Genomic DNA, 16,646 nt, shown 5'->3' on the forward strand with positions numbered 1-16,646 from the left:
GGCCGCTTTCCTTTTTCCACACCCCCTCGACACCGCCCTGCCCTGCCCAGCAAGGGGGAAGTGCTTTTCATATCGTCCCTCCCCCCTCGTCTGTCTTGGGTCCGCACAAGTACATGACGCGGCCGGGCTTTCCATCTCTTTGAATGCTGCCAACCCCGGCAGGTACCCTCCCCAATCTGGATTGGCCAGAACCAGAGACATCATGTTTTCCCCCGCACCACGCGCTATCCCATGAAGGTGAAATAACCAGCCCGCGGCGGCCTGGAACCCTCACCCTGATGGAAAAAGGCGCCTAAAGGCGCCTTGGGAAGTATGCAGATCACCGCCGGGCGGTGCCTTTCCCGGTGGGCGCGGCCACCGTCAAGGGGTGGCGAAGGGAGTCTCCGCCCCGGTGGCCGCACTGGCCACCGTCGTGGGGAGGGGCTCGTCCGCTTCGCACAGACGGGATCTTCTTGCCGCCTTCTGGGGGGGATACCAGCTTGCCAGCCCCTGCTGTATGCGTGCGGCGGCCGCTTCCGGCGTCATGGCACCCAGCACCACGGATTGCGATACCTCCGAGAGCTCAGTGGTGAGCGATGGCTCACCCCGGGTGAGGAACTGGGCACCCAGACGCAGGGTGGAATCACAGGTATCCCGCCAGCCCATCATGGTGCTCGCCACCGGGTCTTTGAGCTCGAAGAAGTGGTTGGAGAGGGAGAAGAAACCCGGCACCGAGTTGGAGAAGCGCTCGGCGAAGTCGGCGCTCGCCATCCACTCCACCAGCTTCATGGCCGCCTCCTTGTTGGGGCTGGCCGCATTGATGCCGATCCCCATGTCGGTGTGATCGGTGAAGTAGCAGGTGTCCCCCTCCCGTGCGACGGGGGGCGGGAAGGCGCCAAAGTTGACCTTGCCGGTGAACTGGGCAAGAGACCAGGATCCCGCCACTATCATGGCCGCCTTGCCGGCGGCAAAGGCATCCACCGCTTGCGCCTCGGTGGTATCGGCCGGGTGCTCACCTAGGTAGGGTCGCCAACTCGCCAACTCGCGAAACGCCGCCACATAAGGGGCATCGGTCACCCGTGCCTGACCGTTGATCAGCGCCAGGCGGCCATCTTCCCCCTGCCAGTAGTTGGGGCCGATATTCTGATAGCCAAGCTCGGAGACCACCCAGCTGTCGTGGGCCGCCAGCGCCAGCGGCAGATAGCGGCCATCCTGCTTCACCTTCTCCAGCACGGCGAAGAAGTCGGCACGGGTCCGGGGCGGCGTCAGCCCAAGGGTGTTGAAGATATCGACATTGAAGTAGAAACCCTGGATCACGGAGGCAATGGGCAGGCAGAAGGTCTGGGCCCCGGAGTCGGTCTGCCAGGCCGCCTTGGCAAAGCTCGGGAAGTTCTCCATGCCGGGCAGGTCCGTCAGATCCAGCAGATACCCCTGCTGGAAAAGTCGCAGGGACTGATCATAGGGACGGCAGGTGATGAGATCTCCCGCCTTCCCCGCCGCCAGCCGCTCGGCAAGCCCCTGATCGTAATCGGCCGAGCGCTGCGAATGCAGCTTGAGGCTGATCTCGGGATGGCGCGCCTGAAAACGGGGCAGAAACTGCGCCTTCCACAGCGGCTCGTCATCCACGCGCCAGGTTTCCAACACCAGCTCCTGGGACACCGCCGCAGTACTCAGCCCACAGACCAACAGGGCACTCACTGATTTCCACATTGCCTCTCTCCTACACCTTGAAACGGGCCACCAGACTCTGCTGCTGGCTGGCCAGCCCCGACAACAGCTCGCCACTGCTCGCCGAGACCCTGGAGGCCTGCTCGGTCTCGTGGGCCACGTCGGCGATGGCGGCCACGTGCTGGGCCACTCCCTGACTCACCGAAATCTGCTCCGCAGCGGCATAGGCCATGTGATCCGCAATCTCCTTGATGGCCTCCATACGCGAGGCGATCCCCGCCAGGGCGCTCTCCACGCCCCGGGTCTGCTGCACGCTCTGCTGGGTCTGCCCATGGCTCTGGGCCATCACGCTCGCCACATCGCGGGCGCACCCTTGCAGGTTGTCGATCATCACCTGGATCTCCTGGGTCGCCCCTTGCGATCGGGTGGCCAGCGCCCGTACCTCTTCGGCCACCACGGCAAAGCCCCGCCCGGCCTCCCCGGCACGGGCGGCTTCGATGGCCGCATTGAGGGCCAGCAGGTTGGTCTGCTCCGCCATGCCACGGATCACTTCCAAGATGTTGCCGATATTGCTGCTGTAGCCTTCCAGCTTGCGGGTGAGCGCCATGGCCCCGGCGATGCCGGTTGCCAGCTGTTCGATGCCATCCCGGTTTGCCTGCATCAGATGGCGCCCACGCTGGCTCTCGTCATTGGCTTCACCCACCTCCCGGCGCACATGGTCGCTCGAGCGCGCCACCTCGGTGGCACTGGTTTCCAGCTCGAAGATGGCGGCCGCCACCTGATCGGTCTGGGCCTTCTGCTCCTGTACCCGCGACACCACCTGCTCGCCGATCTCGGCAGTCTTGCGCGTCTCGCTCACCAGATGCTCAGACCCGGTCTGGACCTCCATCAAGAGCGCCTTGGTGTGGTGGGCCAGCTGATCGATGGAGTTCGCCACCTCGCCGAGCTCGTTCCTGGCCGGGTAGTGCACCCGCAGCGTCATGTCCCCTTGCGCCATCAGGGCGAGGACGCGATTGATCCGCACCAGAGGCACCTGGATGCTGCGGGCCGTACTCCAGGCGACAATGAGCGCGATGAGCACGGAACACAGGGCCACCGCCACTATCCAGGTGCGGGCGCTGTCGACCGCGGCGTCGGCACTCTGCCTGTCCTCCCGCATGCTCTGGTTGCTGATGGCGATGAGCCTGTCCAGGGCTTCCCCCAGTTGCTGGCTCTGCGCCTCCTGCTGCTCACGCAAGCTGTGCAGCTGTTGATTGATCTGCTGGTGGCGCACCAGGGTGGCGATCAGCCCCTTGTCGCCGAATACCAGCTGGGGAATGCGCGCCACATGGCGGGTGAACCTGGCCTTGACGTCATCGGGCACGACAATCCGCACCAGACGCTGGTTTGCGATGTCGATGTCTTTGGCCAGCACCGCCTGCAGCGCCACGAGATCCGTGTTGCCATCGGCGCGCAGGATCAGCTTGAGATCCCGGGCGATGCCGCTGGTGATGAGCTCCGCCTTGTTTTGCAAAGAGCGTCGCCCCGCCGCATAACGCACCAGCAGCTCCGCCGCCGAGCGGTAGTTGTCGTCCAGGCGCAGCAGGTCGCCACGCATCCGGGAGAGCACCCGCTCCAGCTCGACCGACTCTTCGTGCAGGCTCATCAACTGCTCCGAGATGGTAAACAGCCGAGGGACCTGGCCGGTGACCTGGGCGAGTTGCCGCTCACTCTCGGCATCGAGCGTCAGGGCCTCGAACGCCTTGACGTACTGCTGATAACGGGCCTTGTCATGGGCAAAACGCTGGCGGGACTGGGGAAACGTCGAGGCCTCCCGGATGGCGAGATGCGCCAGGCTGTCCCTGTCCGCCATCAGCAAGGCGGCGCGCAGCCGACTGGCGGTCAGGGCCAGGGGCGTCGCCTCCTCGGTCACCTGCTGGAAACGGCCGTGAATGGAGGCCGTCTTCAGGTAACTGATGGCCCCGAGCAGCAGCAACAACACCAACAGCAGCGTAAAACCCAATCTGATCCGCTGTACGATCGACATCCTTCTCTCCCACCTCTCCCTCCGCACATGGGCGGAGCCGGTTATCAAGGCACCAGGAGCCCGGCAGGCATCCTGGTGCGTTTACCTGACGGGGTTATCGGGTCAGCTGTCCCTGGCAATCGAGCCTGGACACCTCCCCTGTCGCCCCCAGCAGGGAAGCTGGCACCCAGCGTACGGTCGCCACGTCGATGCGCGCCTGTCCACTGGTGCCCAAGATGAAGGGGGTATTGACCTTCGCGAAGTCCATGCCCTCTTCGAGGCAGCGCAGGGGCAGACTCAGGGTCACCCACTGCTGCGGGGGCAACTGGCGCAAGGCCGGTGCGATCTCGATGGACTTGCCACAGGGCCAGCCACACTGCATCCCCAGCGTCATGTCGCCCGCTGGCGCCTGCTGCACCCGCAGCGTCACCTGCAGCTCGCTCTCCCCCTTCAAGTAGGTGCGACGATCCGCCCCCTTGACCTGGGTGGTCTGCAACTGGATCGTGGCTCCGGAGTCGACACCCGGCTTGTCCGTCCCAAGGAAGGTGACGGCGCGCGCATCCTGCTGGCGCAGGTAGTCGATGGGCTGAACCTTGATGAAGCTCATCTCGGTCACGCTGTTGCCGGAGACTTCAGTCCCCGTCCAGTTGCTGGCATCGCCCATGCGCAGACGGTGCTCTTCACCCGCCTTGGGCCCGAACAGCTCGAGCACCTTGTCGGCGGCGCTCAGTTTGGCGGGGTCGCTCTCGTTGCAACCGAAGGTACGGTTATCCAAGGTCAGGGTATTGAGGTTGCTAACCCGAGCCGCCACAGGGGAAGGCTTGCCGTAGCTGAGCCCGTAGCCATAGGGGAAGAGCGGTGCATTCTCCCCTTCGAGGGATTGCTCGAAGGTAGGGCGCTGCCAGCCCGGGATATGGGTGGGCGTGCGATTGATGGTGGTGGCGCACTTGCCAAAGGGCCAGGAGAAGGAGAGGCGTCCCTGGAAGTCGTGGGCCACCTTGCCCTTCGCATCCTTAAACAGGAGATCGGTGATCCCCTCCCCCTCAGTGCCCGGCAACCAGGCGGCGACAAAGGCGGAAGAGAGATTGAGCTCCTCATTGACATAAAGCGGGCGCCCGGAAAACAGCACGGTCACCACGGGGATACCGGCCGCCTTCAGCCGCTTGAGGGTCAACAGATCCTCGTGATAGCTGCGCTTGAGATCCCCATAGGCGAGGGTCTTGTTGTCAGGAATGTCGCCGAACCACTCGGCATAGGGATCCTCCCCCATGACCAGGATGGCGACATCGGGCTTGGCTCCCGTCAGATCCCCGGCCCCGGTACTCACCTGCACATGATCCGCACCGACGGTGGCGGTCACCGCATCCAGCACGCTCTGGGCTCCGGGGAAATCACCGTGCCCGTTCTCGCTGCCTTGCCAGGTCAGGCTCCAGCCCCCCACCTGCTTGCCCAGATCGTTGGCGGCGCTGCCCGCCACCAGCACCCGGCTCTGCCGGCTCAGGGGCAGGATCCCGCCTTCGTTTTTGAGCAGCACCAGCGACTTGCGCACCGCCTCCCGGGCCAGCGCCTTGTGCGTCGCGGCGCCAAGTTCACCCTGTTTGCCCGCCAGCTCACGGGCCGACGGCATGGGTTTTTCCCACAGTCCGGCCCGCATCTTGACCCGCAGGATACGCGTCACGGCATCGTCAATGCGGTTCATCGGGATCTGCCGATTCGCCACGCCATCGAGCAGGCTCTGGCGAAACGCCATCCAGTCCTTGCGCGCCGTGACCATGAAGATGTCGACCCCGGCCAGCACCGCAGGCAGGCAGCTCCCCATGGTGCAACCGGCGATCTCACTGTGGCCATTCCAGTCCGAGACCACCAGGCCATCAAAGCCCATCTTGCCCTTGAGCACATCGGTCAGCAGATAGCGGCTGCCATGCAGCTTGCCGTTGTACTCAACCCCGTCCTCTGGCAGCACATCGCGGTTGAGCTCGTTGTGCCAGCTGTTGAACGACGCCATGACCACCTGGGCGCCGGCATCCAGCCCCGAGAAGTAGCCCACGGCGTGCAGGTTGCGCAGATCCGCTTCCGAATAGAAGTTCTGGCCCCGGTCGACCCCGTTCTGGGTTCCGCCGTCCCCCACGAAATGTTTCACGTTCGAGATGACATGGCGCTGGCCGCGCAGATCCACCGCCGACCCTTGCAGGCCGCGCACCATCTCGCCGGCATAGTGATAGACGATGGTGGGATCTTCGGAATAGCCCTCATAGGTCCGGCCCCAGCGATCATCCCTGGGCACCGCGACCGTCGGGGCGAAGGTCCAGTCCAGCCCGGTGGCGGCCACTTCCCGCGCCGTCACCTGGCCGATACGGTAGATGAGCCCCGGATCCCGCGCCGCCCCCAGGCCGATGTTGTGCGGGAACAGGGTCGCCGCGAAGACATTGTTGTGGCCGTGCACCGCATCGGTCGCCCACATGAAGGGGATGCGATAGCCCCTGCCCTCAAAGCCCGCCTCCGCCGCCAGCCAGTAGGTGTCGGCCTGGCGTGCCCAGTCCGATGCCGAGGCGTGTTTGTTGTTGCCGGGCCAGCCACCGCCCCCGTTGAGGACGGAACCAATCTTGTAGCGAGTGACCTCCTCTGGGGTCACTTCACGAAAGTCGGGCTGGATCATCTGGCCGACCTTCTCTTCCAGAGTCATCCGGGAGAGCAGAGCCTGGATCTGGCGCTCCATCCCCTCGTCCCTGGCAATGGCGCTGTGGATCTGCGGCCAGGTGGCAAAATAGGGCATGGTCGACAGCTCATCCGCCATCCCGGCACTCCAGATACCGCACCCCATGAATAGGCAGGTCATAGACCTGGTGAGACCTGTTGTTTTACGCATTTTCCTTATGACTCTCCGGATGTTCTCATTCATTACCTGACTCATCGATCATGGGAAGCCGCCTTGAAAAACAACCCAAACATGAAATCGATTGCAAGAATGTTTAATGGTAAACAGAAATCTCTGCACCATTCCAGCAGTATCTTTGCCCTGCCACGGTAAAAACCCCACCGAGATAGAAAATAGTGATGCAGCTCACAAAGCCCAGACTGTTTCACACCAGCGAAATATCCGGAGGGGGCGGGGAATATGGGAAGACATGCGGAGAGGTGCAAATAAAAAACAATAAAATCAACTAAATACGGTCAATCTATCACATCATATCGCTGCATGCTTTGCCAAGAATGGCACCGGCATGACCAAACTGGTGGAAAATGGAGGGGAATAAAAAGAACTCAAAAGAACCCCAGTTATGCACATAAATATATCAATAAACGAAAATTTGTAGCCCCCATCACAGTTCATAAAGGCAAACTTGATTTGCCGCAAAATTTACTGTTACCTGACTCGTGAAATCGATTTCCATTCAAGGGTTGTGTGTAAATTTTGACAGTGAAATGCGGACCGCTGGATGACTCGGTCATTTTCAGCGCGAGTGCAAAAATCGACGCCATTATTTCCGTCTGTGATCAAAGGGGTAACAATGAAAATATCTCGGCTTAATGCCCTGACGCTCGCCATGTCTTGCGTCATTGGCTTGCATGGCTGCTCCCTGCCCAGCGCAGGGGCATCGGGTGCCTCCTCGGCATCTGCCGGACCTGTGGGTGAATTGCTGACCAACGGGGGCTTCCAGGGAACCGATGGCTGGTGGGCGGCCGGGGGCACCCTGAACGCCGAGAACCAGATGGGCTGCCTCACCTTCACCGAGTCGGGCGCCAATCCCTGGGACGTCATCCTGGGCCAGTCCAACCTCGGCCTGGTGCAAGGACAGCCCTACAAGCTCCATTTCACTGCCATGGCCAAGAGCAACATCAACGTCAAGGCCCTGATCCAGCATGATGGCGCCCCCTACACCAACCACATGGTGCAGGACCTCGCCCTCAGCAGCACCCCCAAGCCTTTCGATATCCAGTTCACGCCCTCCGCCACGGACGAGAAGACCCAGTTCCAACTCCAGATGGGCACCCAGACACCGACCACCGTCTGCATCGGTGAAGCCTCCCTCTCGGGCCCCTCTCTGGTCAAGAAATCGGATCTGGCCAACGTGCGCGTCAACCAGGTCGGCTACCTGAGCAAGGCTCTGAAACGGGCGACCATCGCCACCGACAGCAAGGACTCGCTCCCCTGGATCCTGCGCAATGCCCAGGGTGAGGCCATCGCCGAAGGCAAGACCACGCCCTTTGGCCTGAATGCCGCCTCCGGGGAAAATGTGCAGATCGCCGACTTCAGTCAGGTCACCGCCCCGGCCACCGGCCTGGTGCTGGAGGTCGCAGGCCAGAAGAGCCACCCGTTCAGCATCGGTGATGACATCTATCACACCATGAAATTCGACGCCCTCTCCTTTTTCTATCAACAGCGCAGCGGCATCGACATCGAGGCCAAGTATGTCCAGCGCCCCGATCTCGCTCGCCCGGCAGGGCACAAACCTGAGAAGGTGACCTGCTTCAACAAACAGGATGCCAAGGGCAACCAGTGGCCAGGCTGTGACTTCACCCTGGATGTGACCGGCGGCTGGTACGACGCCGGCGATCAGGGCAAGTACGTGGTCAACGGGGGCATCTCGGTGTGGACCTTGATGAACCTCTATGAGCGGGAGCAACTGGCGAAAGAGGGTGACAAGAGCGCCTTTGCCGACGGCAAGGCCAAGATCCCGGAACAGCACAACGGCCACAACGATCTGCTGGACGAGTCCCGCTGGATGATGGAGTTCTTCCTCGCCATGCAGGTGCCTGAAGGCAAGAAGGTCTGGGCGCCGGTGGGAGATCAGTCCAGGCAGCTCGACAACCTGACACTGACCGAGATCGATGCCTCCGGCATGGCCTTCCACAAGGTCGCCGATGAAGCCTGGACCGGGATGCCGCTGCCTCCCCACAAAGATCCGCAGCCTCGCTTCCTGAGTCACCCCAGCACGGCCGCGACCCTGAACCTGGCGGCCACCGCCGCCCAGTCTGCCCGCGTCTGGAAAGATCTGGATCCGGCCTTCGCACAGCGCAGCCTGCAGGCAGCCGAACGGGCCTGGCAGGCGGCCAACCGTCATCCGGACGTCTATGCCTATGACAACTTCGTGGGATCCGGTCCCTACGATGACACCCAACTGAAGGACGAATTCTACTGGGCCGCCGCCGAGCTGCTTGCCACCACCGGCAAGGCCGAGTACAAGCAGGCCGTCCAGCAGTCCCCTCTCTATCTGGCCGCCCCCAAGGGGGATCGCAGCGCAAGCGGTGATCTCTACTGGCAGGATCTCAGCAGCGCAGGGACCATCACCCTGGCCATGGTGCCCAACACGCTGGGCAAACAGGACGTGGAGAAGGCGCGCGCCGCCATCATCGCCGCCGCTGACGGTTACCAGAAGAGCGTGGCGACAGAGGGTTACCTTATCCCCTATCAGGCTACCGAATACCCCTGGGGATCCAACTCCAACCTGATGAACCGCAGCATCTTCCTCGGGCTGGCGCACGATTTCACGGGAGAGCGCAAATACCTGCAGGCCATGTCTGACGCCATGGACTATGTGCTGGGCCGCAACCCGCTCGATCAGTCCTATGTCTCGGGTTACGGCAGCCGCCCACTGAAGAACCCGCACCACAGGTTCTGGGCTCACCCCATCGACCCAGCGTCCCCCTTGGTACCGCCGGGCGTGATGTCGGGAGGACCCAACTCCATCAACTTCAGCGATCCCGTTGCCTCCACCCTCAAGGGCAAGTGCACCGGCCAGACCTGCTGGAAGGATGAGATTGGCGCCTGGACCCTGAACGAGGTGACTATCAACTGGAATGCCCCCTTCCTCTGGACCCTCAGCGTACTGGATGAAGGCGGATTGACCCGCTAATCGCCCTCCCGATGCTCCGTCTCCGTGACGGAGCATTTTTTCACTCCCCTGCCGACCTTGCCCCAAGGCCGAGCCCGAGCCGGTATCCACCCTTGGCTCCCCGTTTCACGCCATCACGCCATCACGCCATCACGCCATCACGCCATCACGCCATCACGCAAAGGCTATCGAGCAGACAGAAAAGGGCCTCCTCGCTCTCTTGCCTTGCACCTGACCGCCCCGTCGTGACCTTCACGGCCAGGCCATGCCTCCTGCCTGCCCATCTCTTATCCACCTGTTTGCGCTTCGGTTTTCCTCCCGCCATGCCGGAAGAGTGCGCCGTATACCGTGCAGATAACCTGCCCGGCAGGGACGCTGGAGCGGCATGAAAACCACGACAAACTTGAAATCGATATTTCAACCAACCAAGTCTAATAAGAAAGTGATGAAACGCACCAATGAAAATCACACAAAGCATTGATATAAAACAAAATATAACTAACACAGAATTATGAAACTCACCTGCTAAGTGATCGTGATCACAATTGCAAACTCCAAATCATGAAATCGATTTCCTGTTTTGTTGCACCGATCTATAGTGAGCTCAACTTAATAACTGAGGAATGATCATGAAAAAAATCATGCTGTGCTGCTCTGCCGGGATGTCCACCAGCCTGCTGGTGAAAAAAATGCTGGTAGAAGCCGAGAAACGGGGTCTGGCTACCGAGATCAAGGCCTTTGGCGCATCGGAGTTCGATGACCAGATGCCTCATTACCAGGTGGTCTTGCTGGGGCCGCAGATCAAGTACATGCAACCCGAATTGCAGGCCAAGGCGGCAGCTCACGGGATCAAGGTACAACCTATCGACATGATGGATTACGGCATGCAGCGCGGCGACAAGGTGCTGGACTACGCCCTGTCCCTGATTGGTTAAACGCGCTGACAAGGAAGGACACACACTATGAGTTCACTCTATGGGATGCTGGTCAAGTTGATCGAACAACGGATCGGCCCATTGGCAGGAAAACTGGGCCAGCAACGCTATGTGCTGGCCATCCGTGACGGTTTCATTGCCGCGCTGCCATTCATGATCGTCGGCAGCTTCATGCTGGTCTTCATCTTCCCCCCCATCTCCAGCGAGACCACCTGGGGCTTCGCCAGAGCCTGGCTCGATTTTTCCAACACCTATCGGGCCGAACTCATGTTGCCCTTCAACATGAGCATGGGGCTGATGACGGTCTTTATCTCGGTAGGAGTCGCATCCAGCCTGGCCAAGCAGTACTCCCTGGACCCCATCACCACGGGCCTGCTGTCGTTGATGTCGTTCATGCTGGTGGCGGCGCAATATAAAGACGGCACCATCTCCACCGAGTATTTCTCTGGTCAGGGTATCTTTACCGCGCTCATCTGCGCCATCTATTCGACCGAGGTCTATGCCTGGCTCAAGCGCAACAACATCACCATCCGTCTGCCCGAGCAGGTGCCGATGGGGGTGGCGCGCTCCTTCGAGGTGCTGATCCCGGTACTGGCGATCATCCTGACCCTGCATCCCCTCAATATGTTGCTGCAGGAGACCACAGGCATGATCCTGCCCGAGGCGATCATGGCCATGCTCAAGCCTCTGGTGGCCGCCTCTGACAGTCTGCCTGCCGTGCTGCTGGCCGTGCTGCTGTGCCAGATCCTCTGGTTTGCCGGTATCCACGGCACCATGATCGTCACCGGCATCATGAACCCGTTCTGGATGGCCAACCTCGCCAGCAACCAGGCCGCCCTGGCCGCCGGCCAGGCCATTCCCCACACCTTCCTGCCCGGTTTCTGGGATCACTTCCTGTTTATCGGCGGTGTGGGCTCCACCTTGCCCCTGGCCTTCCTGCTGATGCGCAGCCGCGCCGTGCACCTGCGCACCATAGGGCGGATGGGCGTGGTCCCCGGGTTCTTCAACATCAACGAGCCGATCCTGTTTGGTGCCCCCATCATCATGAACCCGGTCTTCTTCCTGCCCTTCATCCTGGTGCCCGTGATCAACGCCATCCTGGCCTGGTTCGCCGTGGATCTGGGTCTGGTGGAGAAGGTCGTGATGCTGACCGCCTGGACCACGCCAGCCCCCATCGGCGCCTCCTGGGCGACCAACTGGGCCTTAAGTCCGGTCATTCTGTGCTTCATCTGCATGGGGATCTCCGCCCTGATGTACTACCCCTTCGTTCGGGCTTACGAGCGCACCCTGCTCAAGCAGGAGGCCGACGAGGCAGAAGCAGAAAAACCTGAAGAATCAACAGTGACTACACCGGTTCAGAGTCAAGCATAAACACCGGGGCTGCGGACGCAGTGACGCCCGCAGCCCGGTTTTCAAGAGGAAACAGCAATGCAATTCACATTTCCCGAAGGCTTTTGGTGGGGTAGCGCCTCGTCGGCCGCACAATCGGAAGGGGCTGCCAACGTCGGCGGCAAGGCACCGACCATCTGGGATCACTGGTTCGAGACCGAGCCGCACCGCTTTCACGGTCAGGTAGGCCCAGCCAATACCTCCACTTTCTACGAGCGCTATCGCGAAGATATCGCACTGATGGAACAGATTGGCCACAACAGCTTTCGCACCTCCATCTCCTGGGCCCGGCTGCTGCCGGATGGCCACACCGTCAACCAGGAAGCCGTCGACTTCTATAACAAGGTGATCGACGAACTGTTGGCCAAGGGGATCAAGCCCTTCATCGGCCTGTTCCACTTCGACATGCCGATGTACTGGCAAGAGCAAGGGGGCTGGGAGAGCCGCGAAACCGTGGCGGCTTTTGCCGAGTACGCAGAGCTCTGCTTCAAGCTGTTTGGTGATCGCGTCGCCTGCTGGATGACCTTCAACGAACCCGTGGTGGTGGTGGAAGGGGGCTATCTGTATGACTTCCACTACCCGAACCAGATGGACTTCAAGCGGGCAGCCCAGGTGGCCTATCACATGATGCTGGCCCACAGCCTGGCGGTGAAGCGCTATCGCGTACTCTCCCTGCCGGGCCAGATCGGCATCGTCCTGAACCTGACCCCCTCCTATCCGCGCTCTTCCAACCCGGCGGACTTGAAGGCCTCGTTCATTGCCGACCTGTTCTTCAACCGCGCCTTCCTCGATCCTGCGGTGAAGGGGGTCTATCCCCAGGAGCTGATCGACATCCTGCGCGAACACGATCAGATGCCCGTGGTGCAAAGCGGCGACTGCGAGCTGCTGGCCGCCGGCAAGATCGATCTGCTCGGCATCAACTACTACCAGCCGCGGCGAGTGAAGGCACGCATGACGGCCATCAACCCGGGCGCCCCTTTCCTGCCGGACTGGTTCTTCGAGAATTACGAAATGCCGGGCCGCAAAATGAACCCCTATCGCGGCTGGGAAATATATGAGCGCGGTATCTATGACATATTGATCAACCTGCGCGACAACTATGGAAATATCCCCAGCTATATTTCCGAGAATGGCATGGGCGTCGAGGGGGAACACAGATTCATTGGTGAAGATGGCCAGGTAAAAGACGATTATCGAATCGACTTCATTCGTGGTCACCTCCAGTGGATTCATACCGCCATTGACGAAGGAAGTAATTGCCGCGGCTATCACCTGTGGACCTTTATTGACAACTGGTCCTGGATGAATGCCTACAAGAACCGTTATGGATTCATCAGCCTTGATTTGGAAAGCCAGCAGCGCACCGTCAAGAAGAGTGGTGAATGGTTCGCCGACGTCTCTCGTAATAATGGATTTTAAGGAGTCATAAATGATGGATCTTGAAGAAGCAGTCATGGGCATCATCGTCAACGCTGGCCAATCTCGCAGTCTCTGTTTCGAAGCCCTGCGTCAGGCCCGCGCCGGCCAGTTCAGCGAGGCGGATGCCTTGCTGCTCCAGGCCACCGAAGCAGGCAAGGCCGCCCATGCCGTACAAACCAAACTGATTGAAGCCGATGAGGGCGAAGGCAAGACCAAGATGACGCTGGTCATGGTGCATGCCCAGGATCATTTGATGACCTCCATTCTGTGCCGTGAGCTGGCCACCGAACTGGTCGAGATCTATCGCCGCCAAGCCAGCTGATATGTAACTCATCGGATCGGGAGTCCGTGCTTTTGCCACCGTAATATTACGGTGGCTTTTTTATTCTGGTTATACCAGCCAGTCGTCATGTATTTCATATCCTTTGCAGGCAATTTCAAAAGCATGAAATTGTCATGACGCGATATCAGCATAAGTTTCCAGATTTGTTTATGGCTATTCTGATACTGCTTGTAGTCACCAATAAAAACACTCACCAATAAACACATAGGAATGTGGAAAATATGCAAAAACTTGGACTGATGTCAGCATTGCTGCTGGCGGGGGGATTATATTCCACTCAGGCATCGGCATGGTGGTGGAGCAATCAGGATTGGCAGGTCTCCGACGGCTGGCGTAACGGTGGATCGGAATTTGACTGCACCTGGCGCGCCGCCAACGTCTGGATGGAGTCCGGCATGGCGATCCTCCATGCGAAATCCGACCGGGGCAACAAGAGCTGCGCTGAGCTGCGAACCTACAACTACACCCGCAAGGGCCGTTATGAGGTGCAGATGCAGGCAGGATCGGTGCCCGGCACCATCAGCTCCTTCTTTACCTACACCGGGGATGCGGGCACCAGCTCTCACTATGAAGTCGATATCGAGCTGATGGGGGGCACCAACCTGCTCCATACCAACGTCTGGATCCAGGGGCATCAGTATCCCCAGGACATCGATCTGGGCAAGTACGGCATGTCCATCTGGAACATGGAGCGTTACGCCTTCAACATCGACGAGGCGGGAGTCACCTGGCAGGTCTTCAGCCGCACCCAGAACAAATGGGTGAGCGTGCGCCGCGAGAGCCGCCCCGTCACCAGTTGGATGCAGCTCTTTGTGAACAACTGGATCAGCGCCAATCCGAGCTTCCCGCCCAGCTCCTACAATGGCCAGCCCGTCTACGCCAAATACAAGTACGCCAATGTGACGCCCTGGGAGTGAGAGACAGAGTGGCTGCCTGCTGGGTCAGGCGGCCACCCTTGTCACCTCTTGTGAGGTGGATGGGAAGGCGCCACCCGAGCCGAATACCAAGGATGCCGAGCACAATCAGTGTCATGTCGCTCGCCTGCGCGACCCCGAGCAGGCGACCATAGGCCGCCCAGTCGGTGACGATCGCAACCAGTGGATAGATGAACGTCAGCCCCCCCAATGACCGGTGTTGTCAGCTTCGGATAGGCCATGAGCACATAGGCAATGCCGATGTGCAGGACACAGATGCCAAGCAGCCATCCCCATGACGCCGAGGGAACAGAGCGGCAAAGGGTTGGCGCCAAGACGAAGCCAACCCTTTGTGCCTTTCTGGTTTGATGCCCCTCCCCGTCCCCACCTTGGCGATGGCGCCCCTTCCCATAAGAGATAGCGCGAGACCGCCCCCGCGTTTCCAGACTCTCAGCGGTCTGTTCGATAGCTGCCGAGCATGAGAAAGACCAGCACGGCAAGTAGGCCAATCAGCCCGGCAGAGGTCACCAGCAGGGTCGAATGGGCCTCCCAGAAGGCCACTTTCGCCGCCTCGATGAACGCGCTTGCCCGAGGTTCTGCCAGCGTCTGGGCGACGACTGTCGCCTATTGAACGCACGGCTTGCACCTTGAGTGGCTCGGCGAGCGTGGAGGCCCCCCCCCGCAGTACCGACCATTCACCACAGGCCCAGCACCAGGGCACGATCACCCTCTTCGAAGGTGCGCCGAATGGTGCCAGGCACGCAGGGCATGATCATCGCCCCCCCAGGACCAGCCACCTCGCGCATCGGTCAGAATGATCGGCGCTGTGCTCGCCGGGCCCGCCAGACCTGAAAGCGCTCCTGGGTGCCGATGACGAAGACGAAGAAGACCGGCACGAAGAAGATGGCCAGCAGGGTGGCGCTGATCATGCCGCCGAACACGCCGGTGCCGATGGCATGCTGGGTCTCCGCGCTGGGCTTGGCCGTCGTCGCAGCCATCGCGCAGGCCCATGGCGGCAGCGCCGCCTGCCATGCCCGGGCAGCAAGGGGAAGACTGTTCGAGCTGAGTGGCCATGCCTGCCACCATGACGGTTCCATGGCCCCTTCCCCCCTGCACTATGACCCCGTCCCTGGGGAGTCCGGCTGAGCCGGGACGCATTGGACATATCACCCTGGCTCCTGGAGGCAGACGCCAACATGCCTCTTCAGGCCAAATCATATTAATAAAGGGCGCGCAGGATTCGATATGTGAACATCCTGGTGGGTGTGCACAGCTAGCGTTTCAATGCATCAATAACCGCTCTCAACGCCGGAGAGACATTCCGATGAGGATAATAAAGATGCAAACCGTCAAAGCGGTGACTAAACCTATTTAGCACTCGGATCAGCTTGCCGTGTTCTAGCTCGTCAACCACTAGTTCCTCCGGTACATAAGCCAGTCCCAGTCCCATTTTGGCTGCAGCCGCCTCCATGTAGCTGTCGGAAAAAACCCACTGCCCCTGGGGCCTATGCTTGACGAGCTTGCCCTCCTGCCACAGCTCCCACTGATAGAGGCTGCCATCGGCAAACTGGTAGGCAATGCAGGGATGCACCGCCAGATCGGCTGGCGTCTGCGGAAAGCCGTATTGCAGAAAATGATCCGGCGTCGCCACCATCACCATCTCCAGATCGGGGGTAATGCGCACGGCCACCATCCCCTCATCCACCTCGCCCCCCAGCCGTACGCCGGCATCGAAGCGCTCATCGATGATGTTCACGAAGCGACTCTCGCTGATGAGTTCCAGCCGGATATCCGGATAGTGCTGCCTGAAGAGGGCCAGCTTGGGCAGCAGCACCTTGTCGATGGCGTGCTGGCTGGCGTTGATCCGCACAGTGCCGGACGGGGTATCGCGAAAGTGGGCGAGGGTGGCCAGCCCCGCATCCAGGGACTGAAAGCCGCTCATTGCCGTGCGGTACAACTGCTCGCCAGCCTGGGTCAGTGACAGGCTGCGGGTGGTGCGCACCAGCAGTTGCACCCCGAGCCTGGCCTCGAGATCCCGGATGGTGCGGCTGATCCCGGACTGGGCCAGCCCCAGTCTGGCAGCCGCCCGGGTAAAGCTGCCTTCCCGGGCAACCAGCATGAAGACGTGGAGATCGTTGTAATTCTCGCGGCTTGTCATCT

General features: G+C 60.7%; 10 protein-coding genes and 1 pseudogene. 6 read left to right on the plus strand and 5 right to left on the minus strand.

The window, feature by feature from the left end; translation table 11 throughout:
* Window positions 1–360: 360 nt before the first annotated feature.
* From ACLHZ1_RS16395 to ACLHZ1_RS16405, 3 genes are all read right to left on the minus strand, one after another.
* Entirely contained in the window at window positions 361–1,623 is a 1,263-nt protein-coding gene (locus ACLHZ1_RS16395; protein ID WP_427262961.1) for an ABC transporter substrate-binding protein, read from the minus strand.
* Window positions 1,624–1,699: 76 nt separating this feature from the next.
* Window positions 1,700–3,673: a methyl-accepting chemotaxis protein gene (locus ACLHZ1_RS16400; protein WP_427262937.1), complete on the minus strand. Its 1,974-nt coding sequence runs from the start codon at window positions 3,671–3,673 to the stop codon at window positions 1,700–1,702.
* Between the two features lie 94 nt (window positions 3,674–3,767).
* Complete coding sequence (locus ACLHZ1_RS16405; protein ID WP_427262938.1) at window positions 3,768–6,446, minus strand: glycoside hydrolase family 3 N-terminal domain-containing protein; 2,679 nt, start codon at window positions 6,444–6,446, stop codon at window positions 3,768–3,770.
* Between the two features lie 832 nt (window positions 6,447–7,278).
* Between ACLHZ1_RS16405 and ACLHZ1_RS16410 the strand changes: the two genes are divergently transcribed.
* The 6 genes from ACLHZ1_RS16410 (at window position 7,279) to ACLHZ1_RS16435 (ending at window position 14,489) form a co-directional block, all read left to right on the plus strand.
* A complete protein-coding gene (locus ACLHZ1_RS16410) occupies window positions 7,279–9,507 on the plus strand; it encodes a glycoside hydrolase family 9 protein (RefSeq protein WP_427262939.1) in 2,229 nt (742 codons plus the stop codon).
* 608 nt (window positions 9,508–10,115) lie between these two features.
* Window positions 10,116–10,421, plus strand: a complete 306-nt coding sequence (locus ACLHZ1_RS16415) for a PTS sugar transporter subunit IIB (RefSeq protein ID WP_339332019.1) — start codon at window positions 10,116–10,118, stop codon at window positions 10,419–10,421.
* A 27-nt stretch (window positions 10,422–10,448) separates the two neighbouring features.
* On the plus strand, window positions 10,449–11,792 hold the full coding sequence (locus ACLHZ1_RS16420; RefSeq protein WP_339332018.1) for a PTS sugar transporter subunit IIC: 1,344 nt from the start codon (window positions 10,449–10,451) through the stop codon (window positions 11,790–11,792).
* Window positions 11,793–11,849: 57 nt separating this feature from the next.
* The gene (locus ACLHZ1_RS16425) at window positions 11,850–13,229 is read left to right on the plus strand and encodes a glycoside hydrolase family 1 protein (RefSeq protein ID WP_427262940.1); all 1,380 of its coding nucleotides are present in this window, start codon (window positions 11,850–11,852) and stop codon (window positions 13,227–13,229) included.
* Between the two features lie 10 nt (window positions 13,230–13,239).
* The gene (locus ACLHZ1_RS16430; RefSeq protein ID WP_201276436.1) at window positions 13,240–13,551 is read left to right on the plus strand and encodes a PTS lactose/cellobiose transporter subunit IIA; all 312 of its coding nucleotides are present in this window, start codon (window positions 13,240–13,242) and stop codon (window positions 13,549–13,551) included.
* A gap of 242 nt (window positions 13,552–13,793) precedes the next feature.
* Complete coding sequence (locus ACLHZ1_RS16435) at window positions 13,794–14,489, plus strand: family 16 glycosylhydrolase (RefSeq protein ID WP_427262941.1); 696 nt, start codon at window positions 13,794–13,796, stop codon at window positions 14,487–14,489.
* Between the two features lie 806 nt (window positions 14,490–15,295).
* Here ACLHZ1_RS16435 and ACLHZ1_RS16440 read toward each other — a convergent pair.
* A pseudogene (locus ACLHZ1_RS16440) lies at window positions 15,296–15,460 on the minus strand (efflux RND transporter permease subunit); the annotation flags it as partial.
* A 299-nt stretch (window positions 15,461–15,759) separates the two neighbouring features.
* Window positions 15,760–16,644, minus strand: a complete 885-nt coding sequence (locus ACLHZ1_RS16445) for a LysR family transcriptional regulator (protein ID WP_427262942.1) — start codon at window positions 16,642–16,644, stop codon at window positions 15,760–15,762.
* Window positions 16,645–16,646: the final 2 nt, after the last annotated feature.

It is taken from the genome of Aeromonas sobria, from assembly GCF_050266975.1.
GTDB classification, from domain to species: Bacteria; Pseudomonadota; Gammaproteobacteria; order Enterobacterales; family Aeromonadaceae; genus Aeromonas; species Aeromonas sobria_B.